The following is a 21529-nucleotide window of genomic DNA, read 5'->3' as shown; positions in this document are numbered from 1 at the left end:
CCAGCTTACGTACTTGCACCCATAAAGAGAATCCCATAATATCGGGAATCATTCTTCCATAATATGAGAGGAAATACATGGACAGGCTGGAAGCCATGGCTATTTTGCTGGCAGTGGTCGACGCGGGCAGCCTGTCAGCGGCGGCCCGCCAGCTCGACATGCCGCTGGCCACCGTCAGCCGCAAGGTGGCGGCGCTGGAAACCCATTTGAAAACACGGCTGCTGCACCGGACCACGCGCAAGCTGGTGCTGACGGAAGCGGGCAGTTCCTATGTCGCCACCTGCCGGCGCATCCTCGCAGACATCAGCGAGGCCGAGCGCACGGCGACCGGCGAATATGCCACGCCCAAGGGCGAACTGACGGTGACGGCGCCGGTCGTTTTCGGCCGGCTGCACATCGTGCCCGTAGTGGCCGAGTTTCTTGCACAATATCCGGAAATCGAGCTCAAGCTGGTGTTGACGGACCGGGTCATGCATCTGATGGAGGAACCCATCGACGTGGCGGTACGCATCGGCGAGCTGCCTGACAGCAGCTTCATGGCCACGCGCGTGGGCGCGGTGCGGCGCGTGATTTGCGCCAGTCCCGCCTATCTGGCAAAGCATGGCACACCCGTCACGCCAGCCGATTTGGCGAGACACGACTGCATCAGTTTCGAGGTGCTGGAATCGCGGCGCGCATGGGTGTTCGACACGGCCAAATCACCGCTGTCCGTGCCCGTGCATGCACGGCTGTCCGTCAACACGGTCGATGCGGCGATTGCCGCCGCGACGCTGGGCGTGGGATTGATACGGGTGCTGTCCTATCAGGTGATGAACAGCCTGCGCGACGGCACGCTGCAGGTCGTACTGGAAGACTACGAATCCGAGCCCTTGCCCGTCAGCCTGATGCACAAGGGGCAGGCGCCGCTGCCCTTGAAATTGCGGGCTTTTCTCGATTTCGCCACGCCGCGCCTGCGTGCGCGTCAGCTGAATGTACGTTAGCCGAGTGCGCGCCTCAGTTCCGCATAGGCGTCCACCAGTTGCTCCTTGCTGTAGCCGCGATTGAGGCCGCTGGGATTCGGCAAGATCCACACGCGCGCGCCGCCGAAGCGTTCAGGCTGTTCACCCCACGCCAGCTGGCGCTTGCCCGTCATCGCGGCATAAGCAGCCTTGCCCAGAAAAGCGATCCATTGCGGCTGATACTGCGCCAGTTTTTGCAGCAAAGCGTCTGCCGCCTGCGTAAATTCATCCTTCGCCACCTGATCGGCCCGCGTAGTCGGACGCCCTACCGCCGCCGTCAAACCCAGGCCAAAATCGAGCACCGTATGGTCGTCTTGCGGCGCCAGTTGATGCGGCGTAAAGCCGGCCAGGTGCAGCACCGGCCAAAAGCGGTTGCCCCGCCCCAGGAAATGATGGCCAGCGGCGGCCGCATCGGCACCCGGATTCAAGCCGCAAAAAACGACATGCAAGCCAGGGCCCAGGATGTCGGGCAATCCTGCTGGTTCTGTAATGTGCGGCATAGCTGGGTTCCCAATACAAAAAGCTCAGTATGTGGGCCGCCCCAAAACTAATCAAGCTGCCGTGTCAGCTGCAATACGGCCGCCAAAGCCGCCACTACGGCGGCACCGACGGCCAGGGTCCAGGCGGGCCAGTCCAGCAGCAACAGTACACCACCGGCCGCGGCCGCGATGGCGCTACCCAGGTACAGCGCCGATTCATTGAGGGCAACGGCCAGGTTGCCATCGCCCTGCGCAGTCCGCGCCTGCAGCAATTGCTGGTTCTGCGGCACTTGCAAGGCCCAGCCCACCGCCCCCCACAGCAGAATCGGCAGCACGGCCCACCACGCGCCCCAGTACGCAGCCAGCGGCAGGGCCAGCAGCGCCAGCGACAGCAAAAGCAAGATGAGCAAGGTCAGCAAAGGTCCACGGATTTTATCGGCCAGCGGCCCCACCAGGAAACTGCCCAGCACACCGCCTATGCCCCAGGCCCACAGGAAAGGCGCGATGGGACGGCCAGCCAGCAACGGCGCGAGAAAGGTGTACATGCCCAGGCTGGCAATCGCCGCCAGCAGCGAGACCAGCAAAATGACGAGTACCCGTCTATCGCGCAACAAGGCCAGCTTGCGGCGCAGCGACACCTCTTGCGCCGCCGGCAAGGCGGGCAAGCGGTAAGCCAGCCCGATCAAGGTCGCCAGCCCCAGGGCGGCGACCAGCCACAAAGCAGCGGACCAGCCCAGCCGTTCTGCCAGCAACAAGCTCAAAGGCACGCCCAATACCGTGCCGCTGGCCATGCCGCCCATGATGACGGCGATGCTCTTGCCCTGCTGCCCCGACCCGCATACGGCAGCTGCCGCGGCGATGCCCGTTGCCAGATACACGCCCGCGCCGATGCCGGCCACAGCACGCCAGACCAGCAGCCAGCTGAAATCGCTGGCCAGGGCACTGGCCCCATTCGCGACGGTAAATAGCATCAGCGCCCCCAGCAAGCCCCAACGCTGGCGCCGCGCCGGCAGCACGGCCACCAGCACGGGCGAGCCGAGCCCATACGCCAGCGTAAACGCCGTGACCAGTTGCGCGGCGCCCGCCACCGATACATGGAAGGCCGGGGCGATCAGCGGCAACAGGCCGGCCGTCACATACGAGGCCATGCCCAGGGCAAACGCACCGAGAGCAATCAGGTAGACGGCCGCAGGCAAGCGGGAAGCCTGGGACGCGGTGGGCGCAAGCGTATTGGGTGACATGACAGCTTTCGAAGAGGAAAGCAGCCATTTTGGAATACAATCTACACCATTACAATTTAACACTTTATGCTATTACTGATAGCAACAGGATAAGACTGATGCGCACCCTGGAACGCACGCGCCACGAACTGGCCGCCTATCTGCAATCGCGGCGCGCCCGCCTGTCGCCCGAAGAAGCCGGCTTGCCCAGCGGCGGACGGCGCCGCACGCCAGGCTTGCGGCGCGAAGAAGTGGCCGCCCTGGCCGGGGTCGGCCTGACCTGGTACACCTGGCTGGAACAAGGGCGCGATATCGGCGTCTCCAGCGCCTTTCTCGATAATCTATCCCGCGTGCTGCGGCTCGATGCGGGCGAGCGCCGCCACCTGTTCCTGCTGGCCCACGCGCGCCCACCGGCCGAAACGGGCAAGACCTTTTGCGTGGTGCCGCCGCTGGTGCGCCGGCTGATGCACGACCTGGTACCCCACGCCGCCTATGTGCTGAACCTGCGCTGGGATGTGCTGGTTTTTAATGACGCCGCCGATACCCTGTTCGGCTTTGGCAGCCATGCGCCAGAGCGGCGCAACCTGCTGTGGCTGTTATTTACCGATCCGCAGCTACGCGAGCGCTATGCGGACTGGGAAAAGCAGGCGCCACGCATGCTGTCGAGCTTCCGGCGCGACTATGCGCGCGCCACGCAAGAAGCCGATATCCACGCGCTGGTGGAAGAACTGGAAAAAGTCTCGCCCGAATTCAAGCGCTGGTGGCGCCAGCACGAAGTGCACGCGCCCTGCAGCGGCTTGCGCCAGCTGTCGCTCGACGGTGCCGCCGTGACATTCGAGCACACCTCGCTGACCATCGATGCCGACCGCCACTTGCGGCTGGTGGTGTATGCGCGGCAGCTGGAAGAATAGAAACGACGCACAAGAAAAAACCGCTGACCCTCTTGCGAGAAATCAGCGGTTTCGAATTGGTTGCGGGGACAGGATTTGAACCTGTGACCTTCGGGTTATGAGCCCGACGAGCTGCCAGACTGCTCCACCCCGCAGGCGAATTATAGCCTAGTTTCTTACATCATGTAATGGCTAAGTGTGCGTGGGGGCATGATTGTGACTCTGCCGTAAAAAAAGGCAGGACAAAGCTGACAGGTTTTCTGGAGAATAGAAAAAGCCGCTGATCTTTTGCAAGTATCAGCGGCTTTCGAATTCTGGTTGCGGGGACAGGATTTGAACCTGTGACCTTCGGGTTATGAGCCCGACGAGCTGCCAGACTGCTCCACCCCGCGTCTGTATGCCGCTATTATAGGTGCGAACTGGTGGATTAGGCAATGGCTATCTCAAAATCAGCTGTAATAGACCAATCCAATAGACAATCTAATCAATGATCTGCAGCAGAACCTGCCGACAATTGCCTCCGCGCATCACGCCACGCTGTGGGCAATCGGTGTACAGTAGGCGTTACACTATCGCCGTACTTAATGCCATCCTTAATGCCATCCTTACGACCAGCCTGCCCATGAAATTCTGTTCCGAATGCGCCCATCCCGTCAGCCTTGCCATTCCGGAAGGCGATAACCGGCAGCGCCATGTGTGCGTCAATTGCGGCGCCATCCATTACCAGAACCCGAAAATGGTGGTCGGTTCGATTCCCGTGTGGGAGCACGATGGCCAGTTGCAGGTACTGCTGTGCAAGCGGGCCATCGAGCCGCGCTATGGCTACTGGACCCTGCCGGCCGGCTTCATGGAAAACGACGAGACCACGTCCGACGCGGCACAGCGCGAAACGGTGGAAGAAGCGGGCGCCAATATCGAACTGGGTAAACTGTTTTCACTGCTGAACGTGCAGCGCGTGCATCAGGTACATTTGTTTTACCTGGCGCGCCTGCGCGACCTCGATTTCGCGCCCGGCATCGAAAGCCTGGAAGTGCAGCTATTCACCGAAGCGCAGATCCCGTGGGACGAGCTGGCCTTCCCCACCATCCGCGCCACCCTGGAACTGTTCTTTGCCGATCGCGCCAAGATCCGCGAAGGCGGCAGCTACGGCTTCCACACGGGCGATATCAACCGGCCCATGGCGCATCCAGAGTGAAGCGGGCGCAATGATCCCCTGGCTCGATACCCATACGCCGTTTCCCGATGTCTCGCGCGCGCTGACCGGTGAAGCGCCCGGCTTGCTGGCGGCCGGCGCCGACCTGTCGCCCGCGCGCCTGCTCGACGCCTACCGGCACGGCATCTTCCCCTGGTTTTCCGAAGGCCAGCCCATACTGTGGTGGAGCACCGATCCGCGCATGGTGCTGATGACGGAAAACTTCAAAGTCTCCGACAGCCTGCGCAAGACCCTCCGCAAGGTCGAGCGCAGCGCCGCCACCGACGGGCGCTGGCAACTGCGTTTCGACGGCGATTTCGAGGCCGTGATGCGCGCCTGCGCGGCGCCGCGCAAGGATGGCCCCGGCACCTGGATTTCCGACGACATCATCGCCGGCTACACGGGCTTGCACCGGCAGGGCTACGCGCATTCCTCGGAACTGTGGCTGGACGGCGAACTGGTGGGCGGCGCCTATGGCGTCTCGATCGGCCGCATGTTTTATGGCGAATCGATGTTCGCCCGCGTGACGGACGGTTCGAAGATCGCGCTGGCCCACCTGGTGGCATTTTTAAAGGCGCGCGGCGTGGCCATGATCGACTGCCAGCAGGAGACGCGGCACCTGGCCTCGCTGGGCGCGGCGCCGATTTCACGCACCCGCTTCCTGGCGCATGTGCGCACGGCCATTGAAGAAGCGCAAATCACCGACTGGCTCGCAGCAACGCCGGCGTAGCTATGCTATCGTTGTACCAACATCGATGCTTCATATGGGATCGACATGACGCACCTGAACGAACTACCGTTTGCCACCCTGCAGTTCTACACGACGGCGCCCTACCCCTGCAGCTACCTGGACGACCGCCAGGCGCGCTCGCAGGTGGCCACGCCCTCGCACCTGATCAACAGCGATGTGTATTCGGAACTGGTGCGCAACGGCTTTCGCCGCAGCGGCATTTTTACCTATCGCCCGTATTGCGACGGCTGCCAGGCCTGCATCCCGGTGCGCGTGGTCAATGCCGATTTCACCCCCAACCGCAACCAGCGCCGCGCCTGGCAGCGGCACGCCAGCCTGCAGGCGGGCGTGACCACTTTGTCCTTCCTCGACGAGCACTACGAACTGTATTTGCGCTACCAGAGCACGCGCCACGCAGGCGGGGGCATGGACCAGGACAGCCGCGACCAGTATGCGCAATTCCTGCTGCAAAGCCGGGTCAACACGCGCCTGGTGGAGTTTCGCGACCCCGACGGCACCCTGCGCATGGTCAGCATCATCGACGTGCTGGCCGATGGCCTGTCATCCGTCTACACCTTCTTCGACCCGGACGTAGCCGGCGCCTCGTACGGCACCTACAACGTGCTGTGGCAAATCGCCCAGGCGCAGGAACTGGGCCTGCCGTATATCTACCTGGGCTACTGGATAGAACAAAGCCCGAAGATGGCCTATAAAATCAACTTCAAGCCGCTCGAAGCGCGTATCAAGGGGGAGTGGGTGGTGCTGTAAAAACTGGGGTCAGACCCCCACGAGCGTTAGCGCCAAGCTCTGAGCTAACAATCGCGAGGGTCTGACCCCGGCATTATGCCGAATACCTCCTACTTGCTCTTGTCCGGATACGCCGGACGCACCGGCCGCACCGGGGGATTTTTCGCCAGCTCGGCCTGGATCACCTCAATCGCCTTTTCCAGCTGCGGATCGCGGCCCGCAATCACGTCGGCCGGCGTTTGCTCGACTTCGATATCGGGCGGCACGCCTTCGTTTTCCACGCCCCAGCCGCCATCGCGGGTCCAGAAGGCCAGGTTCGGCGCCGTAATAAAGCCGCCATCCATCAGCACGGGGAAGCCCAGCACGCCGACCAGGCCGCCCCAGGTCGCCTTGCCGATCAGCGGACCCATTTTGTTTTGACGGAACATCCACGGCAGCAGGTCGCCGCCCGAACCGGCCGTCTCGTCGATCAGCATGGCGCGCGGGCCCTGGATCGAGGCTGACGGCGTCTTCATGTCAGCCCCATAACGCATGGCCCACCAGGCGATTTCCTTCTTCTGCAGGATCTCGATATAGTAATCGGCCACGCTGCCGCCGCCGTTGAAGCGCTCGTCGATGATGATGGCCTGCTTGTCCGCCTGCGGGAAGAAATAGCGCTTGAAGTAGGTGTGGCCCAGGCCCGTGGTGTTCGGCACATACACATACGCCACCTTGCCGCCCGTGGCCGCATTCACCTTGCGCATATTGCCCTCGATCCAGTCGCGGTTGCGCAAGGCATCCTCGGCCGGCACGGGCACCACGGTGATGGTGCGCGCGCCCTTGCCGTCGGCGTTGGGCCCGACGGTAATGTCGATCGCCTTGCCGGCCGTGTTTTCAAACGCGCTGTACAGGTTGGTCGGCGGCGTCAACGGACGGCTGTCGACGGCCAGCAGGTATTCGCCCGCCTTCACGTTCAGGCCAGGCTCCGTCAGCGGCGCGCGCAAGGTGGGGTTCCAGTTCAAGCCGCCATACACTTTCTTGAAGCGGTAGTGGCCCTCGCTGACTTCATAGTCGGCGCCCAGCAAGCCGCCCGGCACTTTCTTGGTCTCGACAAAATCATCGCCACCGCCACCGCGGTGATGGCCGACCGCCAGTTCGCTGCACATCCACTGGATCAGGCGGTTCAGGTCGGCGCGGCTGGACAGTTCGGGCAAGAAGGCCGCGTACTTGTCGCGCATGGCTTTCCAGTCCACGCCATGCATGCCCGGATCATAGAAATAATCGCGGTTGATGCGCCACACTTCATTGAAGATCTGCGTCCATTCGGCGCGCGGATCGACCTTGACTTCGATGGCGTCCACCTTGATCTTGCCTTCTCCGGGCGCCAGCAGCTTGCCGGTGCTTGACCCCATGGCCCAGTTTTCCTTCTGGCGGTACAACAGCTTCTTGCCGTCGGCCGACACCTCAAAATTGTCGGCTTCGGCCACCACCGTTTCGGCCTTGCGTTCCTTCAGGTCGAAACGCTGGATCGCCTTCTTGCCATCGTTCTCGCGCATGAAGAATATCTGCCCGGCGGCGCCTGCCTCCAGGCTGGAAAACTGCGCGGCCGGCATCGGCAAGTCGATGATGCGGGTGGCGATGCCATCGAAATCGATGCTGATCGGCGCTACCGGGGCGACCGTGACTTTCGGGTCGTCGCGGCCCGTCTTCGGATCGATTTTCGGCTCATTCTTCGCTTCCGTGTCCGCTTTCGCCACGTCCTTTTTCGGCTCGGCGCTGGCGGCTTTTTCCTCGTCGCTTTCCTTGATCAAGGGAGACGGCAAGTCGCGCCGCAGCACGGCCATCCAGACAGTGCGCGTGACGAGGTTATCGGCGTTTTGCAGCGAAAACCAGTTATTGCTGGGGCCTGCATTGGTCGATGCGAAGAAGTACAGGTATTTGCCGCTCTTGTCGAACACCGGTTCGGCCACGTCGGACAAGCCATCGGTCACTTGTACGGATTTATTCTGCTCGACCGAATAGATATAGGCGCTGCGCGTATAGGTAGGCGAGTTGAGCGTGTAGGCCAGCCAGCGCGAATCGGGCGCCCACGCGGCGCGCATGCTCTTGTCGACGCCGTACATCGGTTCCGTGGCGATCTTCTGCAGCTTGCCCGTGCCGATATCGATCACATACATGCTCCAGCCATTGTCGGCAAACGCGATTTTTTTACTGTCGGGCGACCAGACGGCGTTGTCATAAAAACCGCTGCCATTGAGCTTGAACTTCTTCACCGCGCCCTTGCCATCCTGGGAACGCACATGCAGCTCGTATTCGCCCGACTCGTCCGAGAAATAGGCCACCGAGCGGCCGTCGGGCGACCAGATCGGCGTGCGCTCATTGGCCGCCACCGTCTGCGTCAGGTTGCGCACGTCGCCCTTGTCGGCGGGGATGGTGACGATCTCGCCACGGAACTCAAACGCGACCCTGGCGCCCGAAGGCGAGATCGACGCGTCGCGAATATATTTGGCGCCCTTTACCCAGCGCGGACGGGTTAAACCCAGGTCGCTGGCCACGGCTATGGTCAGCTTGTGCGACTGGCCGCTGGCGATATCGAGCGAGTGCAGATAACCGGCCTGCTCGTAGATGATCTTGCCGTTGGCGGCCGAGGCGTTCAGCACGGGGAAGTCCGTGTGCTGGGTCAACTGGCGCACCGCCTTGGTTTTTACGTCGTAGGCGAACAGGTTGAATTCGCCATTGCGGTCGGAGCGGAAGTACACGCTGTCGCCTTGCCACATCGGGTCGACATCGTTCGAGCGCGTGCCTGGCTGCGGGATTTTTTCGATCGACTTGTCGCTCGATGAAAACAGCCACAGCCAGGAATTGGTGCCGCCGCGGTAGCGTTTCCACTGCTTGAAGGCGGGCGCCAGCGGGTTGTAGGCGATGTGCTTGCCGTCGGGCGAATAGGTGGCGCGCGAGGCGTTGGGAATCTCCAGCTGCGTTTCCACGCCGCCGGCCACGGGCACCGTGAACAGCTTCTGGAAACGGTTATTGAAAGCGGCGCGCGGCGAGGTAAACATCACCGACTTGCCATCGGGCGTGAAGGCTTGCACCAGGTCGGCGCCCGGGTGATACGTGAGTCGGCGCGGCACGCCGCCGGCGGCGGCAATCACGTACACATCGACATTGCCGTCGATATTGGCACTATAGGCGATCAGGCTGCCGTCCGGCGAAAACACGGGGTTCGATTTTTCGCCCAGGTCCGAGGTCAGGCGCTGCGCGCCGCCGCCATCGAGATTGGACAGCCACAGGTCGCCCGCATAGATAAAGGCGATATGGCGGCTGGAGACGGCCGGCTCGCTCAGCATGCGGGTATCGCTGGTGTTGGGCAGGGCCAAGGCAGGGTGGCTGAGCAGCAAGGCGCTGGCAGCGGCGATGGCAGTGAGGATGTGCTTCTTTTTCAAGCTATGTCTCGCTTTCTAGTTGGGTAAACCACGGAAACGACAAAGACCTTTTTCCCTCAAATTGCATAGAGGAAACGACAACTATACAGGGAAGCGCCTGTTTAACACGGTAAAATACCGGGAATTACACCGCGCGCCGCCCGTTCCGCCAGGCGGCCTGCGCACCACTCTAAAAGCGCCCCATGTCTGAAAAATTCCTCTATTCCCTCGCCCGCCCGCTGCTGTTTTCCATGGATGCCGAAGCGGCCCACCATTTCACCCTGCCCGCGTTGAAACGCGCCGCCGCGCTGGGCCTGACCAGGCTGGCCAGCAAACCGGCGGCCGACCCGCGCACGGTGATGGGCATTACCTTCCCCAATCCCGTGGGCCTGGCCGCCGGCCTGGACAAGGATGGCGCTTATATCGATGCGCTGGCCGACCTGGGTTTCGGTTCGATCGAAGTGGGCACCGTCACGCCGCGTGGACAAGCGGGCAATCCGAAGCCGCGCATGTTCCGCCTGCCAGAGGCACAGGGCATCATCAACCGCATGGGTTTTAACAATGGCGGCGTGGACGCTTTTGTGGCCAATGTGCAGGCCTCGAAGTTTTACCAGAACCGCGCCGGCGTGCTGGGTCTGAATATCGGCAAGAACGCCGATACGCCGATTGAAAAAGCGGCCGACGATTATCTGCTGTGCCTGGAAAAAGTCTACCCTTACGCCAGCTATGTGACGGTCAATATCTCGTCGCCGAACACCAAAAATCTGCGCCAGCTGCAAGGCGCGTCCGAACTCGACTCGCTGCTCTCGCAATTGAAACAGGCGCAGGCGCGCCTGGCCGACAAGCACAAGCGCTACGTGCCGCTGGCCCTGAAAATCGCGCCGGACATGGATGGAGAACAAGTAAAAAGCATTGCCGACTCGCTCACGCGCCACGGTATCGATGGCGTGATCGCCACCAACACCACCTTGTCGCGCAGCGCCGTGGAAGGTTTGCAGCACGGCGCGGAAGCGGGCGGCTTGTCGGGCGCACCCGTGTTTGAACTGTCGAATGCCGTGATCCGTTTGCTGAAGGCGGAACTGGGAAACAGTTTGCCCATCATCGGCGTGGGCGGCATCATGCAGGGCAGCGATGCCGCAGCCAAGTTCGAGGCAGGCGCCCAGCTGGTGCAGCTGTATAGCGGCCTGATTTACGCCGGCCCGGCCCTGATCGGCGATTGCGCGCGCGCCCTGCGCGGCAAGCAGGCAAAATAAGGAACACATATGCAGAAAATCAAACTTGGCTCCAGCAGCCTGGAAGTGAGCAAAATATGCCTGGGCACGATGACCTTCGGCGAACAGAATAGCGAAGCCGAAGCGCACAGCCAGCTCGATTACGCACTGGAGCGCGGCGTCAATTTCATCGATACGGCGGAAATGTATCCGGTGATGGCCAGCGCGGCCACGCAAGGCAACACCGAGCGCTATATCGGCAGCTGGCTCAAGCAAAGCGGCAAGCGCGGCCAGGTGGTGTTGGCCAGCAAGATCGCCGGCCCCAACTCGCGCATGCACTGGATACGCGACGGCAAGAGCAACCACGATGCCTTGAATATCCGCGCCGCCGTCGAAGGCAGCCTGCGCCGTTTGCAGACGGAGCATATCGACCTGTACCAGCTGCATTGGCCCAGCCGTAACCTGCCCATCTTCGGCAACAATAGCTACGATCCACAGCAGGAACGCGAGGCCGTCGCCATCGAAGACACGCTGGCAGTGCTGGGCAAGCTGATCGACGAAGGCAAGATCGGCCATATCGGCGTATCGAATGAATCGTCGTGGGGCGTGTCGGAATATATCAAGCAGGCCGAGATGAAAGGCTTGCCGCGCATCGTGTCGATCCAGAACCTGTACAACCTGACGGCGCGCCATTTCGAAACCAGCCTGCTCGACGAAACCTGCCACCGCGACAAGGTGGGCTTGCTGGCCTACAGCCCGCTGGCGTTCGGCCAATTGACGGCGAAATATATCGATGATCCGCAGGCACGCGGACGCCTGACGATCTTCCCGCCCGGCTGGAGCCCCCGCTACATCCGCCCGGCAACCATCGAAGCGGCGCGGCAGTACGCCGTGCTGGCGCGGGCCCACGGCTTGACGCCGACGCAACTGGCGCTGGCCTGGTGCTACTCGCGCTGGTTCGTGGCCTCGACCATCATCGGCGCCACCAGCCTGGCGCAGCTGCAGCACAATATCGACGCCCACGACATCGCGCTGTCGCCGGAACTGGTGGCAGCCGTCGACGCTATCCACGCCAGCATCACCAATCCCGGCCAGTAGCAACGCCTCCCTCCGAATCCGGCGGCGCCTGCCGCCGGATTACCAAGTCTCACCCTCCACAGTCGTATTTATACAACAGCAAGCAATTTACTGCATCGCAGCATTGCAGCTTTGCCATGCGCAGTCGTATGCTTGAAGCAAGGCCATATGCGGTACACGCGCATGTGGCCCACGCATTATCCATTTATCGCATAACGATACGCGGAACCATTCGTAAGCATTGCACAGCCCCCACTGATAACCTCATTTCATCAACGAGCCGCCATGGTTCGCGTAGCTTGATTCACTAACCGAAGAGATACTGTCGATGAGTACACGTCCTGCCAGCCCCCGCCTTACCGTCAATCGCACGCCCGTCAAAACCGTCCTTGCCGCCAGCCTGATCGCCTGCTTCGCCCTGCCCGCGCATGCGCAGCAGGAAGTGCCAGCCGAAGGCGAACTGCAGTCCGTGGTCGTCACCGGTACCTTCGCGAAAAACCGCCGCACCATCGATTCCGAGTCGCCAATCGACATCCTGACTTCGCGCGACCTGCAAAGCACGGGTTCGGGTGAACTGGCCACCGTGCTGGCACGTTTGCTGCCATCGCTGAACTTTGCCCGCGCCACCGGCGCCGACGCCAGCGACGCCGTGCGTCCGGCCCAGTTGCGCGGCCTGTCGCCCGACCAGACCCTGGTGCTGGTGAACGGCAAACGCCGCTACACCTCAGCCGTCGTCAACGTCAATGGTTCGCTGGGCCGCGGCTCGGCGCCGGTCGACCTGAACGCCATTCCACTGGCCGCGATTGACCATATCGAAGTGCTGCGCGATGGCGCTGCGGCCCAATACGGTTCCGACGCCATCGCCGGCGTGATCAACATCATCCTGAAAAAAGGCGCAGCGGGCGGCGACGTGGAAGTGGGCTATGGCCAGACCCAGGAACATGACGGCAAGCAAAAATCCATCAAGGGTTCGGGCGGCTTCAAGCTGGGTGACGACGGCTGGGTGCGCATCTCGGCCGAAGTGGCCGACCGCGATCCGACCAACCGCGCCGGCCCGGACTTCCGCAATCCGCTGGAACCGCGCTATGGCCAGGTCAACCAGCGCTATGGCGACCCGGAGAGCAAACCGGCCACCGTTTTCTTCAACAGCGAATACCATATCAACGATAACGTCGACTGGTACGCCTTCGGCAACTATGGCAAGCGCGACACCTCGTCTGCCGCCACCTGGCGCACGGCGCTGATTCCGGATCCAGCAAAACCGAACACCTTTATCCAGCGCACGTCGCTGTTCCCGGAAGGTTTCCTGCCTCTGCAAAACAGCACCTTGACCGACCAGTCCATCGTTACCGGCTTGCGCGGTGAAGCGGCCGGCTGGCGCTGGGATGCCAGCCTGAACTACGGCAGCAACAAGTTCGAGCTGGACCTGGACAACACCGTCAACCAGTCGCTGGGCGCAGCCAGCCCTACGCATTTCTATGCCGGCTCGCTGAAAAACGAACAAACGGTATTCAACCTGGACGCCGCACGCGAATTTCCTGTCGCCGCTTTCTCCGGCCCGTTGACGGTGGCCGTGGGTGCAGAAGCACGCCGTGAAAAATACAGCATCGGCGCCGGCGAGGAAGCGTCTTATATTACCGGCACCCAGAGTTCGGCTGGCGGCGCACAAGGTTTTTCCGGTTTCCGCCCAGCTAATGCAGGCAGCCATTCGCGCCACAACGAATCGCTGTACGTGAACCTGGAAGCGGAAGTGACCAAAAAGCTGTCCGGCGGCGTGGCCTTGCGCCATGAGAAATATAGCGACTTTGGCAGCACCACCTCGGCCAAGGCTTCGGCGCGCTATGCCTTTACCGATGCTTTCTCGCTGCGCGGCACGGTGTCGAGCGGCTTCCGCGCGCCATCGCTGGCGCAGCAGTACTACACCATCACCACCACCAACTTCCAGGTGATCAATGGCACCAATACGGCGATCGAGACGGGCACTTTTGCCGTCAATACGCCACAGGCACGCGCACTCGGTGCGCAAGACCTGAAGCCGGAAAAAGCCCGCAACTACAGCCTGGGCGCGCAGTTCCAGCCGAACCGCAACTTCACGACGTCGGTCGACGCCTACCGCATCGACATCGACAACCGCATCCTGTTCTCGGCCAACCTGGCGCTCAACGCTGACCTGCAAAAGCAATTGGCGGCGCAAGGCACGCCGGTGGGCGCGGCGCGCTACTTCACCAATGCCGCCAACACCCGTACGGAAGGCGTCGATATCGTCAGCACCTACCGCATCGACCTGCAGGATAAAGACCGCCTGGACTTTACCTTTGGCTATAACCACAACAAGAGCACGGTGGAAGGGATCGCCCCTAATCCAGCCGTCCTGACGGCCAATAACCTGCTGCTGATCGACCGCCAGTCCATCAACCGCATCACGGTCGCTTCGCCGAAGGACAAGTTCAGCCTGGCGACCGATTACAGCTTCGGCATCTGGAACGCGCATGGCGTAGTGACGCGCTACGGCAGCTTCACGGTGCCGCAAAATAATGTGGCGCTGGACCAGACCTACGATCCGCAATGGGTGCTGGACCTGTCCGGCTCCGTCAAACTGGGCAAGAACTGGCGCCTGGTGGCCGGTATCGACAACGTGACCAACCGCTACCCTGCGCAAGTGACCAGCGCCGGCAACCTGAACGTCAACGGCACCCAGCCTTACAGCATCTTCGCGCCGAACGGCTTCAACGGCCGCTACTACTATGCCAAGGCTGGCTATAGCTGGTAAGCGTTGTTAATGTAAAAAAAGCCCGGACCGCAAATCGCGTTTCCGGGCTTTTTTATGTCTTGCGATTAGCCGGCTGCCAGCAGCTTGCGCTGCGCGCCAGGACGAACGGCAGCGGCTGCTTTTGGGGGCGGCCGGTCTTGCCCTGGCCCCTGCTCCAGCTTGAAGACACGCACCGCCTGCGCCAGCAGGTCAGCCTGCTCACGCAGGCTTTGCGTGGCCGCCGCCGCCTGCTCGACCAGCGCCGCGTTTTGCTGCGTGACCGCGTCCATTTGCGTAATCGCCTGGTTCACTTGCGCAATGCCGGTGCTTTGCTCGGTACTGGCGGCGGCGATTTCGCCCATGATGGCGGCCACCTGCCCCACGGCGCCGACAATGCCGTCCATGGTTTGCCCCGCCTCATCGACCAGCTTGCCACCGGCTTCGACGGTATCGACCGAACGGCCGATCAATTCCTTGATTTCGCGTGCCGCCGTGGCCGAGCGCTGCGCCAGGTTGCGCACTTCCGTGGCCACCACCGCGAAACCGCGGCCCTGCTCGCCTGCGCGGGCCGCCTCCACCGCCGCATTCAAGGCCAGGATATTGGTCTGGAAGGCGATGCCGTCGATCACGCCGATGATGTCGGCGATCTTGCCCGAGCTTTCACGTATCGAACTCATGGTGCCGACCACCTGGCTGACCACTTGCCCCCCTTTCAGCGCGAAATCGGACGCCGCCGCCACCAGCTGGTTCGCCTGCCGCGCATGCTCGGCATTCTGTTGCACGGCGGACGTCAACTGCTCCATCGACGAAGCCGTTTCTTCCAGGCTAGCCGCCTGCTGTTCCGTGCGGCTGGACAAATCCAGGTTGCCCGAGGCAATCTCGGCCGAAGCGGTGGCGATCGTCTCGGTACCGGAGCGCACCTGGCCCACGGTATGCACCAGGCTATCATTCATTTGCATCAGCGCGCGCAGCAACTGGCCCGTTTCATCGCGCGTACTGCAATCGATCTTGCTGGTCAGATCGCCATCGGCCACCGCCTGCGCCAGCCTGACGGCAGTGCGCATCGGCGTGGTAATGCTGAGCGTGATGCGCCAGACAAACAAGGCCACCGTCAGGCCGGCGACCGCCGTCAGCAGCAAGGTCATGATCAAGGTATCGCGGTAAGAGATACTGGCTTCCTGGTTGGCCCGGTCCACGGCGGCGCCCTGGTATTTGACCAGGTCGATCAATGTTTGCCGATAAACGGCTTGCTGCTTGTGCACATTGTTGAACAGATAGGCCAGCGCTTCTTCGCGGCGGCCCGGTTCGGCCGATATAGCCAGGAAGCCGCTTTGCACGACCTGATAATTGGCGCGCGCCGCGATCATCGCCTGATACAGCGCCTTGCTTTTCAAGTCCGTATCGTCGGCAATCAGTTTTTCCAGCGTCTGCAGGCGCGCGCTGACCGCCTCCCGCGTTTCTTTGATCACGGCCAGTTCGCGCTGCAGGGAAGCGGCATCGGTGGCCAGCATGGCGTTGCGCATCGCCAGGGCGACATCATTGACGCCGCCGATGATTTCATAGGCCTGTATGACCTTGGGCACCTTGTCGGTCGCCAGGTCGTCCGTATCCTCATTGAGTTTGCCGAGGTTATGCATCGCGAAGCCAGAAATCAAGATCATGAACAGCAGTCCCAGCCCCAATCCGGCACTGAGCCGGGTACCAATTTTCAAGTTCCCTATCCGCATCTGCCGCCCTCCGGTATAAAAGTGTGTATGACTGACCGGTCTACGATACGGTCGCGTCGTGCAGCGGTACCCGCAAATTGCCGCTGTCGAGGCAGCGCCTGGCAGGTACCGGATGACCATCTTTTATTCTAGGGGGCTGGCAATCGGACAGCTTGATCTGTTCGACCTTCTGCCTATTTTCTTTCTTTTTAGAAATCAGCACGTTACAACTGATTACATTGCTTACATAGCTGCAAGACTGAAAGAATTTCGCTAGCCTGTCGGGTCCAGTAACATGCTTGGCGGAAAGAGTTCAACGCTGCCATCCGCGCGGCTCCGTCCACGTTTCCAGCGCCAGCCTTGCCCGGACAATCACCTATCAGGATACCTACATGTTTTCAAAGAATTATGATGTCGAGCCCAGCCATATCGATTTCCAGGGTGTCGTCGATGGTCTTTATTACCCGTTTTATATGGAATGGACACGGCATGCGTTCATGAAAGAAGCATTGGGCATCGATATGGAGGCAGCGTTCAAGCAGGGCGAAGTCTATATGCTGCTTGAATACGCGCTGCGCTTCCGCAAGAGCCTGAAGCAAGGCGATCGCCTGGAGGTGACGTGCCAGCTGCAAAAGAATGAAAAACGCAACCGCGTCAATTTCGTGCAAGAAATTAAAGTCGATGGCGTGACGTACGCAGAAGCCACCTTTGTCGCCACCTGCATCGTCAATGGCCGCCCCTCGGTGCCGGAAGCCGTGGCGCAAGCGCTGCTGGCGTTGTAAGGATATCCATAGAACCATCGATGCATCTCGTGCGGGCGCATGATCGGCTACCATGGCAGCCTGCCTATCTGAAAACAGGATGCCTATGCCTGCCTGCCACTTGCTTGCCCGCCACTTTCCCGCTACTGCCGCACCGGTGGGTATCACGCCATGACAGTAGAGGAATTGAAGGATGCTTGCGCCGCCCTGCCTGGCGCGCAAGCCGTACCATATGGCCCGCCGTCGAATATCCTGGTTTATGAGGTAGCTGGCAAGAAGTTCGCCTACTTCAAGACCAGTACGCCCGAACAGTGGCGCTTCAGCCTGCGCGTCGATGCGCAGCGTTTCATTGAATTGACCGATATGCCCGGCGTGAAACCGGCCCGCTACATGGGCCGCTTCCACTGGGTGACGATTGTCGAGGTGGCCCGCTTCCCGGCCAGTTACCTGGCCGAGCTGGTGCAGGACTCCTACGCGCGCGCCGTGGCGCAGCTGACCCGCGCGCAACGGGCCGGCATCGCAGGATAACCTACAGCGCTTCTTCGCCGCTCATGGCGCGGTCGATGTCTTCGCGCGTCAGGTCGGGCGCCAGTTGCAAGATGAACTCGTAGGCATACGAGCGCAGGTACGCGCCGCGGCGCACGGCCAGGCGGGTGGTGTTGGTGGCGAACAGGTGCGACGCTTCCACCGCCCGCAAGCCCTTGTCGCGGCCATGGTCGAACGCCATCGAAGCGACGATGCCCACGCCCAGTCCCAGGGTCACGTATTGCTTGATGACATCGGAATCCATGGCCGTCAAAATAATGTCGGTGGCCACGCCCGCCTTGGCGAACGCGTCATCGATATGGCCGCGTCCCGTAAACCCCTTGTCGTAGGTGATCAGCGGATATTTCGCCAGGTCTTCCAGGCGGATCGGCGAGTGGTCCAGCAGCGGATGGCCGTCCGGCACCACGATCAGATGGCTCCAGCGGTAGCAAGGGAAGGACACCAGGTCGGGGAACTGGCTCAGGCCTTCGGTGGCGATGCCGATGTCCGTCTTGCCCGACAAGACCCATTCGGCGATATGCTCGGGCGCGCTTTGCTGCAGCGCGATGCGCACATCGGGAAAGGCGGCGCGGAAAGCCTGCACCACTTTCGGCAAGGCGTAACGGGCCTGCGTGTGGGTGGCTGCCACCGACAGGGTGCCGCTGGTCTGGCCGCTGTATTCCAGGCTGGCCTGCTGCAGGTTTTCCGCCTCGATCAGGAGGCGGTCGACGATCTTCAGGATGCCCTTGCCCGGTTCCGTCAACCCCGTCAGGCGTTTGCCATTGCGCTCGAAAATAACGACGCCCAGCTCATCTTCGAGTTCGCGGATCTGCCGGCTCACGCCAGGCTGCGACGTAAACAGCGCGTTGGCCACCTCCGTCAGATTGTAGCCGCGGCGCGCTGCCTCGCGTATCGAGCGCAATTGTTGAAAATTCATGATATTCCAGTCTGTGTTCTTCGGTAATTCAAATTTTTGCGGTCGGTTCCACGAACACGCGCAGGCGTTTCGGGCGCACCACCAGGGTCTCGCCCTCTTTCAGTTGCAGATGGCTGTAGCGCTCGTTCGACATCACCGCTTCGATCAGTTCGCTGTTATCGACACGCTGCAAGTCCAGCTGGGCCAGCGGGCCGATGGCATGGGCACGGCTCAGCTTGACCACGATGCCTTCCGCGCCCTGCGTGTAGCGGTCGATTTCCAGGTCGTGCGGACGCACATAGGCAATACCCTTGCCATCGCTCACGTTGGCGTGGTCGGGCACTTCGAAGCTGGCGTCGCCGGTGGCCAGCACGCCATCGTGCACGCGGCCGTGGAACAGGTTGACGTTGCCCAGGAAGCCATACACAAACGGCGAAGCCGGGTGGTTGTAGACTTGCTCCGGTGAACCCAGCTGTTCGACGGTGCCCTTGTTCATCAGCACCACCTGGTCGGCCACTTCCAGCGCCTCTTCCTGGTCATGCGTGACGAAAATACTGGTCACATGCAAGTCATCGTGCAGCCGGCGCAGCCAGCGGCGCAATTCCTTGCGCACCTTGGCGTCGAGCGCGCCAAACGGTTCGTCCAGCAGCAGCACGCGCGGCTCGACGGCCAGGGCGCGGGCCAGCGCGATACGCTGGCGTTGCCCGCCCGACAATTGCGGCGGATAGCGGTCGGCCAGCCAGTCGAGCTGCACCAGTTCCAGCAAATCCTTGACCTTGCGGCGGATCTGGTCTTCCGGCGGACGCTCGCTGCGCGATTTCACGCGCAAGCCAAACGCCACGTTTTCAAACACGGTCATGTGCTTGAACAAGGCATAGTGTTGAAACACGAACCCCACCTGGCGCTCGCGCACGTGGCGCGCCGACGCATCTTCGGCGTCCAGCAGCACCTGGCCGCTGTCCGGGTGTTCCAGTCCAGCAATGATGCGCAGCAAGGTGGTCTTGCCGCAACCGGATGGGCCCAGCAGGGCTGTCAATTCGCCATTCGGGAAATCGAGCGAGATATTGTCGAGAGCGACGAAATCGCCGAAACGCTTGTTGATGTTTTTAACTGCTATCGTCATGATCAGTGCTCCGTAGAACGTAAGGCGGAATCGTCGGCGTGGTTCTCGTTCAAACGCCACTCAATAAAGGCTTTCAGGGCCAGCGTCACCAGGGCCAGCAAGGCCAGCAGCGACGCGACGGCAAACGCAGCCGAGAAGTTGTACTCGTTGTACAGAATCTCTACCTGCAGCGGCATGGTGTTGGTCTCGCCACGGATATGGCCCGACACCACCGACACGGCGCCGAATTCGCCCATGGCGCGCGCATTGCACAGGATCACGCCATACAGCAGGCCCCACTTGATATTTGGCAAGGTAACTCTGCGGAAAGTATTCCAGCCCGACGCGCCCAGCACGATGGCGGCCTCTTCCTCTTCGCTGCCCTGCGACTGCATCAGCGGGATCAGTTCACGCGCCACGAACGGGAACGTAATGAAGATCGTCGCCAGCACGATGCCGGGCACGGCAAACAGGATCTTGATGTCATGCGCCTGCAGCCACGGGCCGAACCAGCCCTGGGCGCCAAACATCAGCACATAGATCAGGCCGGAAATCACGGGCGAGACGGAAAACGGCAGGTCGATCAGGGTCAGCAGAATACTTTTGCCGCGGAACTCGAACTTGGCGATGCACCACGACGCAGCCACGCCAAACACCAGGTTCAACGGTACGGCAATCGCCGCCGTGATCAGGGTCAGCTTGATGGCGGAAATCGCGTCCGGATCGATGATGGCGGCGATATACGCTTCCCAGCCCTTCTTGAACGCTTCGGCAAACACGGCCACCAGCGGCACGAACAGGAACACGGTCAGGAACAGCAAGGCGATGCTGATCAGGACCGTGCGCACCCACAGCGGCTCCAATACCACCGGGCCCGCCTTGGGCGCGATGCGGCGGGTTTTCGGCAGCGCGTCTTCCACGCTGGACACAGCAGAGACAGTGGTACTCATGTTTTCTTGGCCTTTCCGCGCGTCCACGCTTGCAGCAGGTTAATCGTCAGCAGCAGCAGGAAGGACACCACCAGCATCACCACGGCAATCGCGGTAGCGCCGGCGTAATCGTATTGCTCCAGCTTGGTAATAATGAACAGCGGCGTGATTTCCGACACCATCGGCATGTTGCCGGCGATAAAGATCACGGAACCGTACTCGCCCGTGGCGCGCGCAAACGCCAGCGCAAAGCCCGTCAGCAAGGATGGCAGGATGGTCGGGAAAATCACGCGGACAAAGGTTTGCAGCGAATTGGCGCCCAGGCTGGCGGCCGCTTCTTCCAGTTCTTTCTCGGCATCTTCCAGCACTGGCTGCACGGTGCGCACGACGAAGGGCAAGCCGATGAAGGTCAGGGCCACCACCACGCCCAGCGGCGTGAACGCCACCTTGATGCCCAGCACGCCTTCGATGAATTGACCAAACCAGCCATTCGAGGAATACAGGGCCGTCAGGGTGATACCGGCCACGGCCGTCGGCAAGGCAAACGGCAAATCGACCAGCGCATCGATGATGCGCTTGCCAGGAAACTTGTAACGCACCAGCACCCAGGCCAGGATGCCGCCAAAGATGACATTGAGAAAGGCGGCGATCAGCGAAGCGCCGAAGGTCAAGCGGTAGGAGGCCATCACGCGGTCGGAAGTGACGGCGGAAACAAAACCATCCCAGGTCATCGTGAATGTTTTCAGGAACGCTGCCGAGAGCGGGATCAGGACGATCAGCGCCAGGTAAAAGATGGTAAAGCCAAGCGACAGCTTAAAACCCGGCATGACCCGAAATGGCGCGCCTCGCGCCTTGATCGGTGCTGCAGACATAAAATCCTCTCCTGGTTGGGTCTT

18 protein-coding genes and 2 tRNA genes are annotated in these 21529 nt (G+C 61.5%); 10 read left to right on the top strand and 10 right to left on the bottom strand.

Features of this window, described 5'->3' with window-relative positions:
• Positions 1-77: 77 nt before the first annotated feature.
• Entirely contained in the window at positions 78-980 is a 903-nt protein-coding gene (locus tag ACL9RI_RS02300; protein WP_422724972.1) for a LysR family transcriptional regulator, read from the top strand.
• On the opposite strand, the gene mug is transcribed toward ACL9RI_RS02300, so the two are convergent.
• Both mug and ACL9RI_RS02290 read right to left on the bottom strand, forming a co-directional pair.
• Positions 977-1498: a G/U mismatch-specific DNA glycosylase gene (gene mug / locus ACL9RI_RS02295; protein ID WP_422724971.1), complete on the bottom strand. Its 522-nt coding sequence runs from the start codon at positions 1496-1498 to the stop codon at positions 977-979. The genes ACL9RI_RS02300 and mug overlap by 4 nt on opposite strands.
• 47 nt (positions 1499-1545) lie before the next feature.
• Entirely contained in the window at positions 1546-2718 is a 1173-nt protein-coding gene (locus tag ACL9RI_RS02290; RefSeq protein ID WP_422724970.1) for an MFS transporter, read from the bottom strand.
• Between the two features lie 98 nt (positions 2719-2816).
• Between ACL9RI_RS02290 and ACL9RI_RS02285 the strand changes: the two genes are divergently transcribed.
• Positions 2817-3608, top strand: coding sequence for a helix-turn-helix transcriptional regulator (locus ACL9RI_RS02285; protein ID WP_422724969.1), 792 nt, complete (start codon positions 2817-2819; stop codon positions 3606-3608).
• 57 nt (positions 3609-3665) lie between these two features.
• Here ACL9RI_RS02285 and ACL9RI_RS02280 read toward each other — a convergent pair.
• A tRNA-Met gene (locus ACL9RI_RS02280) sits at positions 3666-3742 on the bottom strand.
• A gap of 160 nt (positions 3743-3902) precedes the next feature.
• A tRNA-Met gene (locus tag ACL9RI_RS02275) sits at positions 3903-3979 on the bottom strand.
• Between the two features lie 230 nt (positions 3980-4209).
• On the opposite strand from ACL9RI_RS02275, the gene ACL9RI_RS02270 reads away from it, so the two are divergent.
• From ACL9RI_RS02270 to ACL9RI_RS02260, 3 genes are read left to right on the top strand one after another with little or no spacing between them, the layout of a single operon-like run.
• Positions 4210-4782 carry an NUDIX hydrolase gene (locus tag ACL9RI_RS02270; protein ID WP_422724968.1) on the top strand — a complete coding sequence of 191 codons (573 nt, stop codon included), beginning with the start codon at positions 4210-4212 and terminating at the stop codon, positions 4780-4782.
• A gap of 10 nt (positions 4783-4792) precedes the next feature.
• Positions 4793-5509: a leucyl/phenylalanyl-tRNA--protein transferase gene (gene aat, locus ACL9RI_RS02265; protein WP_422724967.1), complete on the top strand. Its 717-nt coding sequence runs from the start codon at positions 4793-4795 to the stop codon at positions 5507-5509.
• A 45-nt stretch (positions 5510-5554) separates the two neighbouring features.
• Entirely contained in the window at positions 5555-6277 is a 723-nt protein-coding gene (locus ACL9RI_RS02260) for an arginyltransferase (protein ID WP_422724966.1), read from the top strand.
• Positions 6278-6366: 89 nt separating this feature from the next.
• Here the strand turns inward: ACL9RI_RS02260 and ACL9RI_RS02255 are convergent, their stop codons facing one another.
• A complete protein-coding gene (locus ACL9RI_RS02255; RefSeq protein WP_422724965.1) occupies positions 6367-9678 on the bottom strand; it encodes a S41 family peptidase in 3312 nt (1103 codons plus the stop codon).
• Positions 9679-9860: 182 nt separating this feature from the next.
• Here ACL9RI_RS02255 and ACL9RI_RS02250 point away from each other — a divergent pair, with 182 nt between their 5' ends.
• The 3 genes from ACL9RI_RS02250 to ACL9RI_RS02240 all read left to right on the top strand — a co-directional run bounded on the left by ACL9RI_RS02250 (position 9861) and on the right by ACL9RI_RS02240 (position 14715).
• Positions 9861-10910, top strand: coding sequence for a quinone-dependent dihydroorotate dehydrogenase (locus ACL9RI_RS02250; RefSeq protein WP_183675603.1), 1050 nt, complete (start codon positions 9861-9863; stop codon positions 10908-10910).
• Between the two features lie 9 nt (positions 10911-10919).
• Positions 10920-11966, top strand: a complete 1047-nt coding sequence (locus tag ACL9RI_RS02245; protein WP_422724964.1) for an aldo/keto reductase — start codon at positions 10920-10922, stop codon at positions 11964-11966.
• Positions 11967-12273: 307 nt separating this feature from the next.
• Entirely contained in the window at positions 12274-14715 is a 2442-nt protein-coding gene (locus ACL9RI_RS02240; protein WP_422724963.1) for a TonB-dependent receptor plug domain-containing protein, read from the top strand.
• A gap of 65 nt (positions 14716-14780) precedes the next feature.
• Here the strand turns inward: ACL9RI_RS02240 and ACL9RI_RS02235 are convergent, their stop codons facing one another.
• Positions 14781-16421 carry a methyl-accepting chemotaxis protein gene (locus ACL9RI_RS02235; protein ID WP_422724962.1) on the bottom strand — a complete coding sequence of 547 codons (1641 nt, stop codon included), beginning with the start codon at positions 16419-16421 and terminating at the stop codon, positions 14781-14783.
• 371 nt (positions 16422-16792) lie between these two features.
• Between ACL9RI_RS02235 and ACL9RI_RS02230 the strand changes: the two genes are divergently transcribed.
• On the top strand, positions 16793-17182 hold the full coding sequence (locus ACL9RI_RS02230; protein ID WP_422724961.1) for an acyl-CoA thioesterase: 390 nt from the start codon (positions 16793-16795) through the stop codon (positions 17180-17182).
• A 150-nt stretch (positions 17183-17332) separates the two neighbouring features.
• The gene (locus ACL9RI_RS02225; RefSeq protein WP_422724960.1) at positions 17333-17689 is read left to right on the top strand and encodes an MmcQ/YjbR family DNA-binding protein; all 357 of its coding nucleotides are present in this window, start codon (positions 17333-17335) and stop codon (positions 17687-17689) included.
• Position 17690: 1 nt separating this feature from the next.
• Here ACL9RI_RS02225 and ACL9RI_RS02220 read toward each other — a convergent pair whose 3' ends face one another.
• Genes ACL9RI_RS02220 through cysT form a run of 4 tightly spaced genes read right to left on the bottom strand, consistent with a single transcriptional unit; the run spans position 17691 to position 21505 of the window.
• The gene (locus ACL9RI_RS02220; protein WP_422724959.1) at positions 17691-18623 is read right to left on the bottom strand and encodes a CysB family HTH-type transcriptional regulator; all 933 of its coding nucleotides are present in this window, start codon (positions 18621-18623) and stop codon (positions 17691-17693) included.
• 28 nt (positions 18624-18651) lie between these two features.
• Positions 18652-19725 (bottom strand): sulfate/molybdate ABC transporter ATP-binding protein, encoded by a 1074-nt coding sequence (locus ACL9RI_RS02215; RefSeq protein ID WP_422724958.1) that lies wholly within the window; start codon positions 19723-19725, stop codon positions 18652-18654.
• A gap of 2 nt (positions 19726-19727) precedes the next feature.
• A complete protein-coding gene (cysW, locus tag ACL9RI_RS02210) occupies positions 19728-20654 on the bottom strand; it encodes a sulfate ABC transporter permease subunit CysW (protein ID WP_422724957.1) in 927 nt (308 codons plus the stop codon).
• Positions 20651-21505, bottom strand: coding sequence for a sulfate ABC transporter permease subunit CysT (gene cysT, locus ACL9RI_RS02205; RefSeq protein ID WP_422724956.1), 855 nt, complete (start codon positions 21503-21505; stop codon positions 20651-20653). The genes cysW and cysT overlap by 4 nt, the downstream gene beginning before the upstream one ends.
• Between the last annotated feature and the right edge of the window lie 24 nt (positions 21506-21529).

Origin of the sequence: Janthinobacterium sp. Mn2066, from assembly GCF_049319705.1 — a bacterium.
Lineage (GTDB): Bacteria > Pseudomonadota > Gammaproteobacteria > Burkholderiales > Burkholderiaceae_D > Janthinobacterium.
Note: the sequence above shows the minus strand (reverse complement) of the source record. Positions and strands in the feature narration are given on the sequence as shown.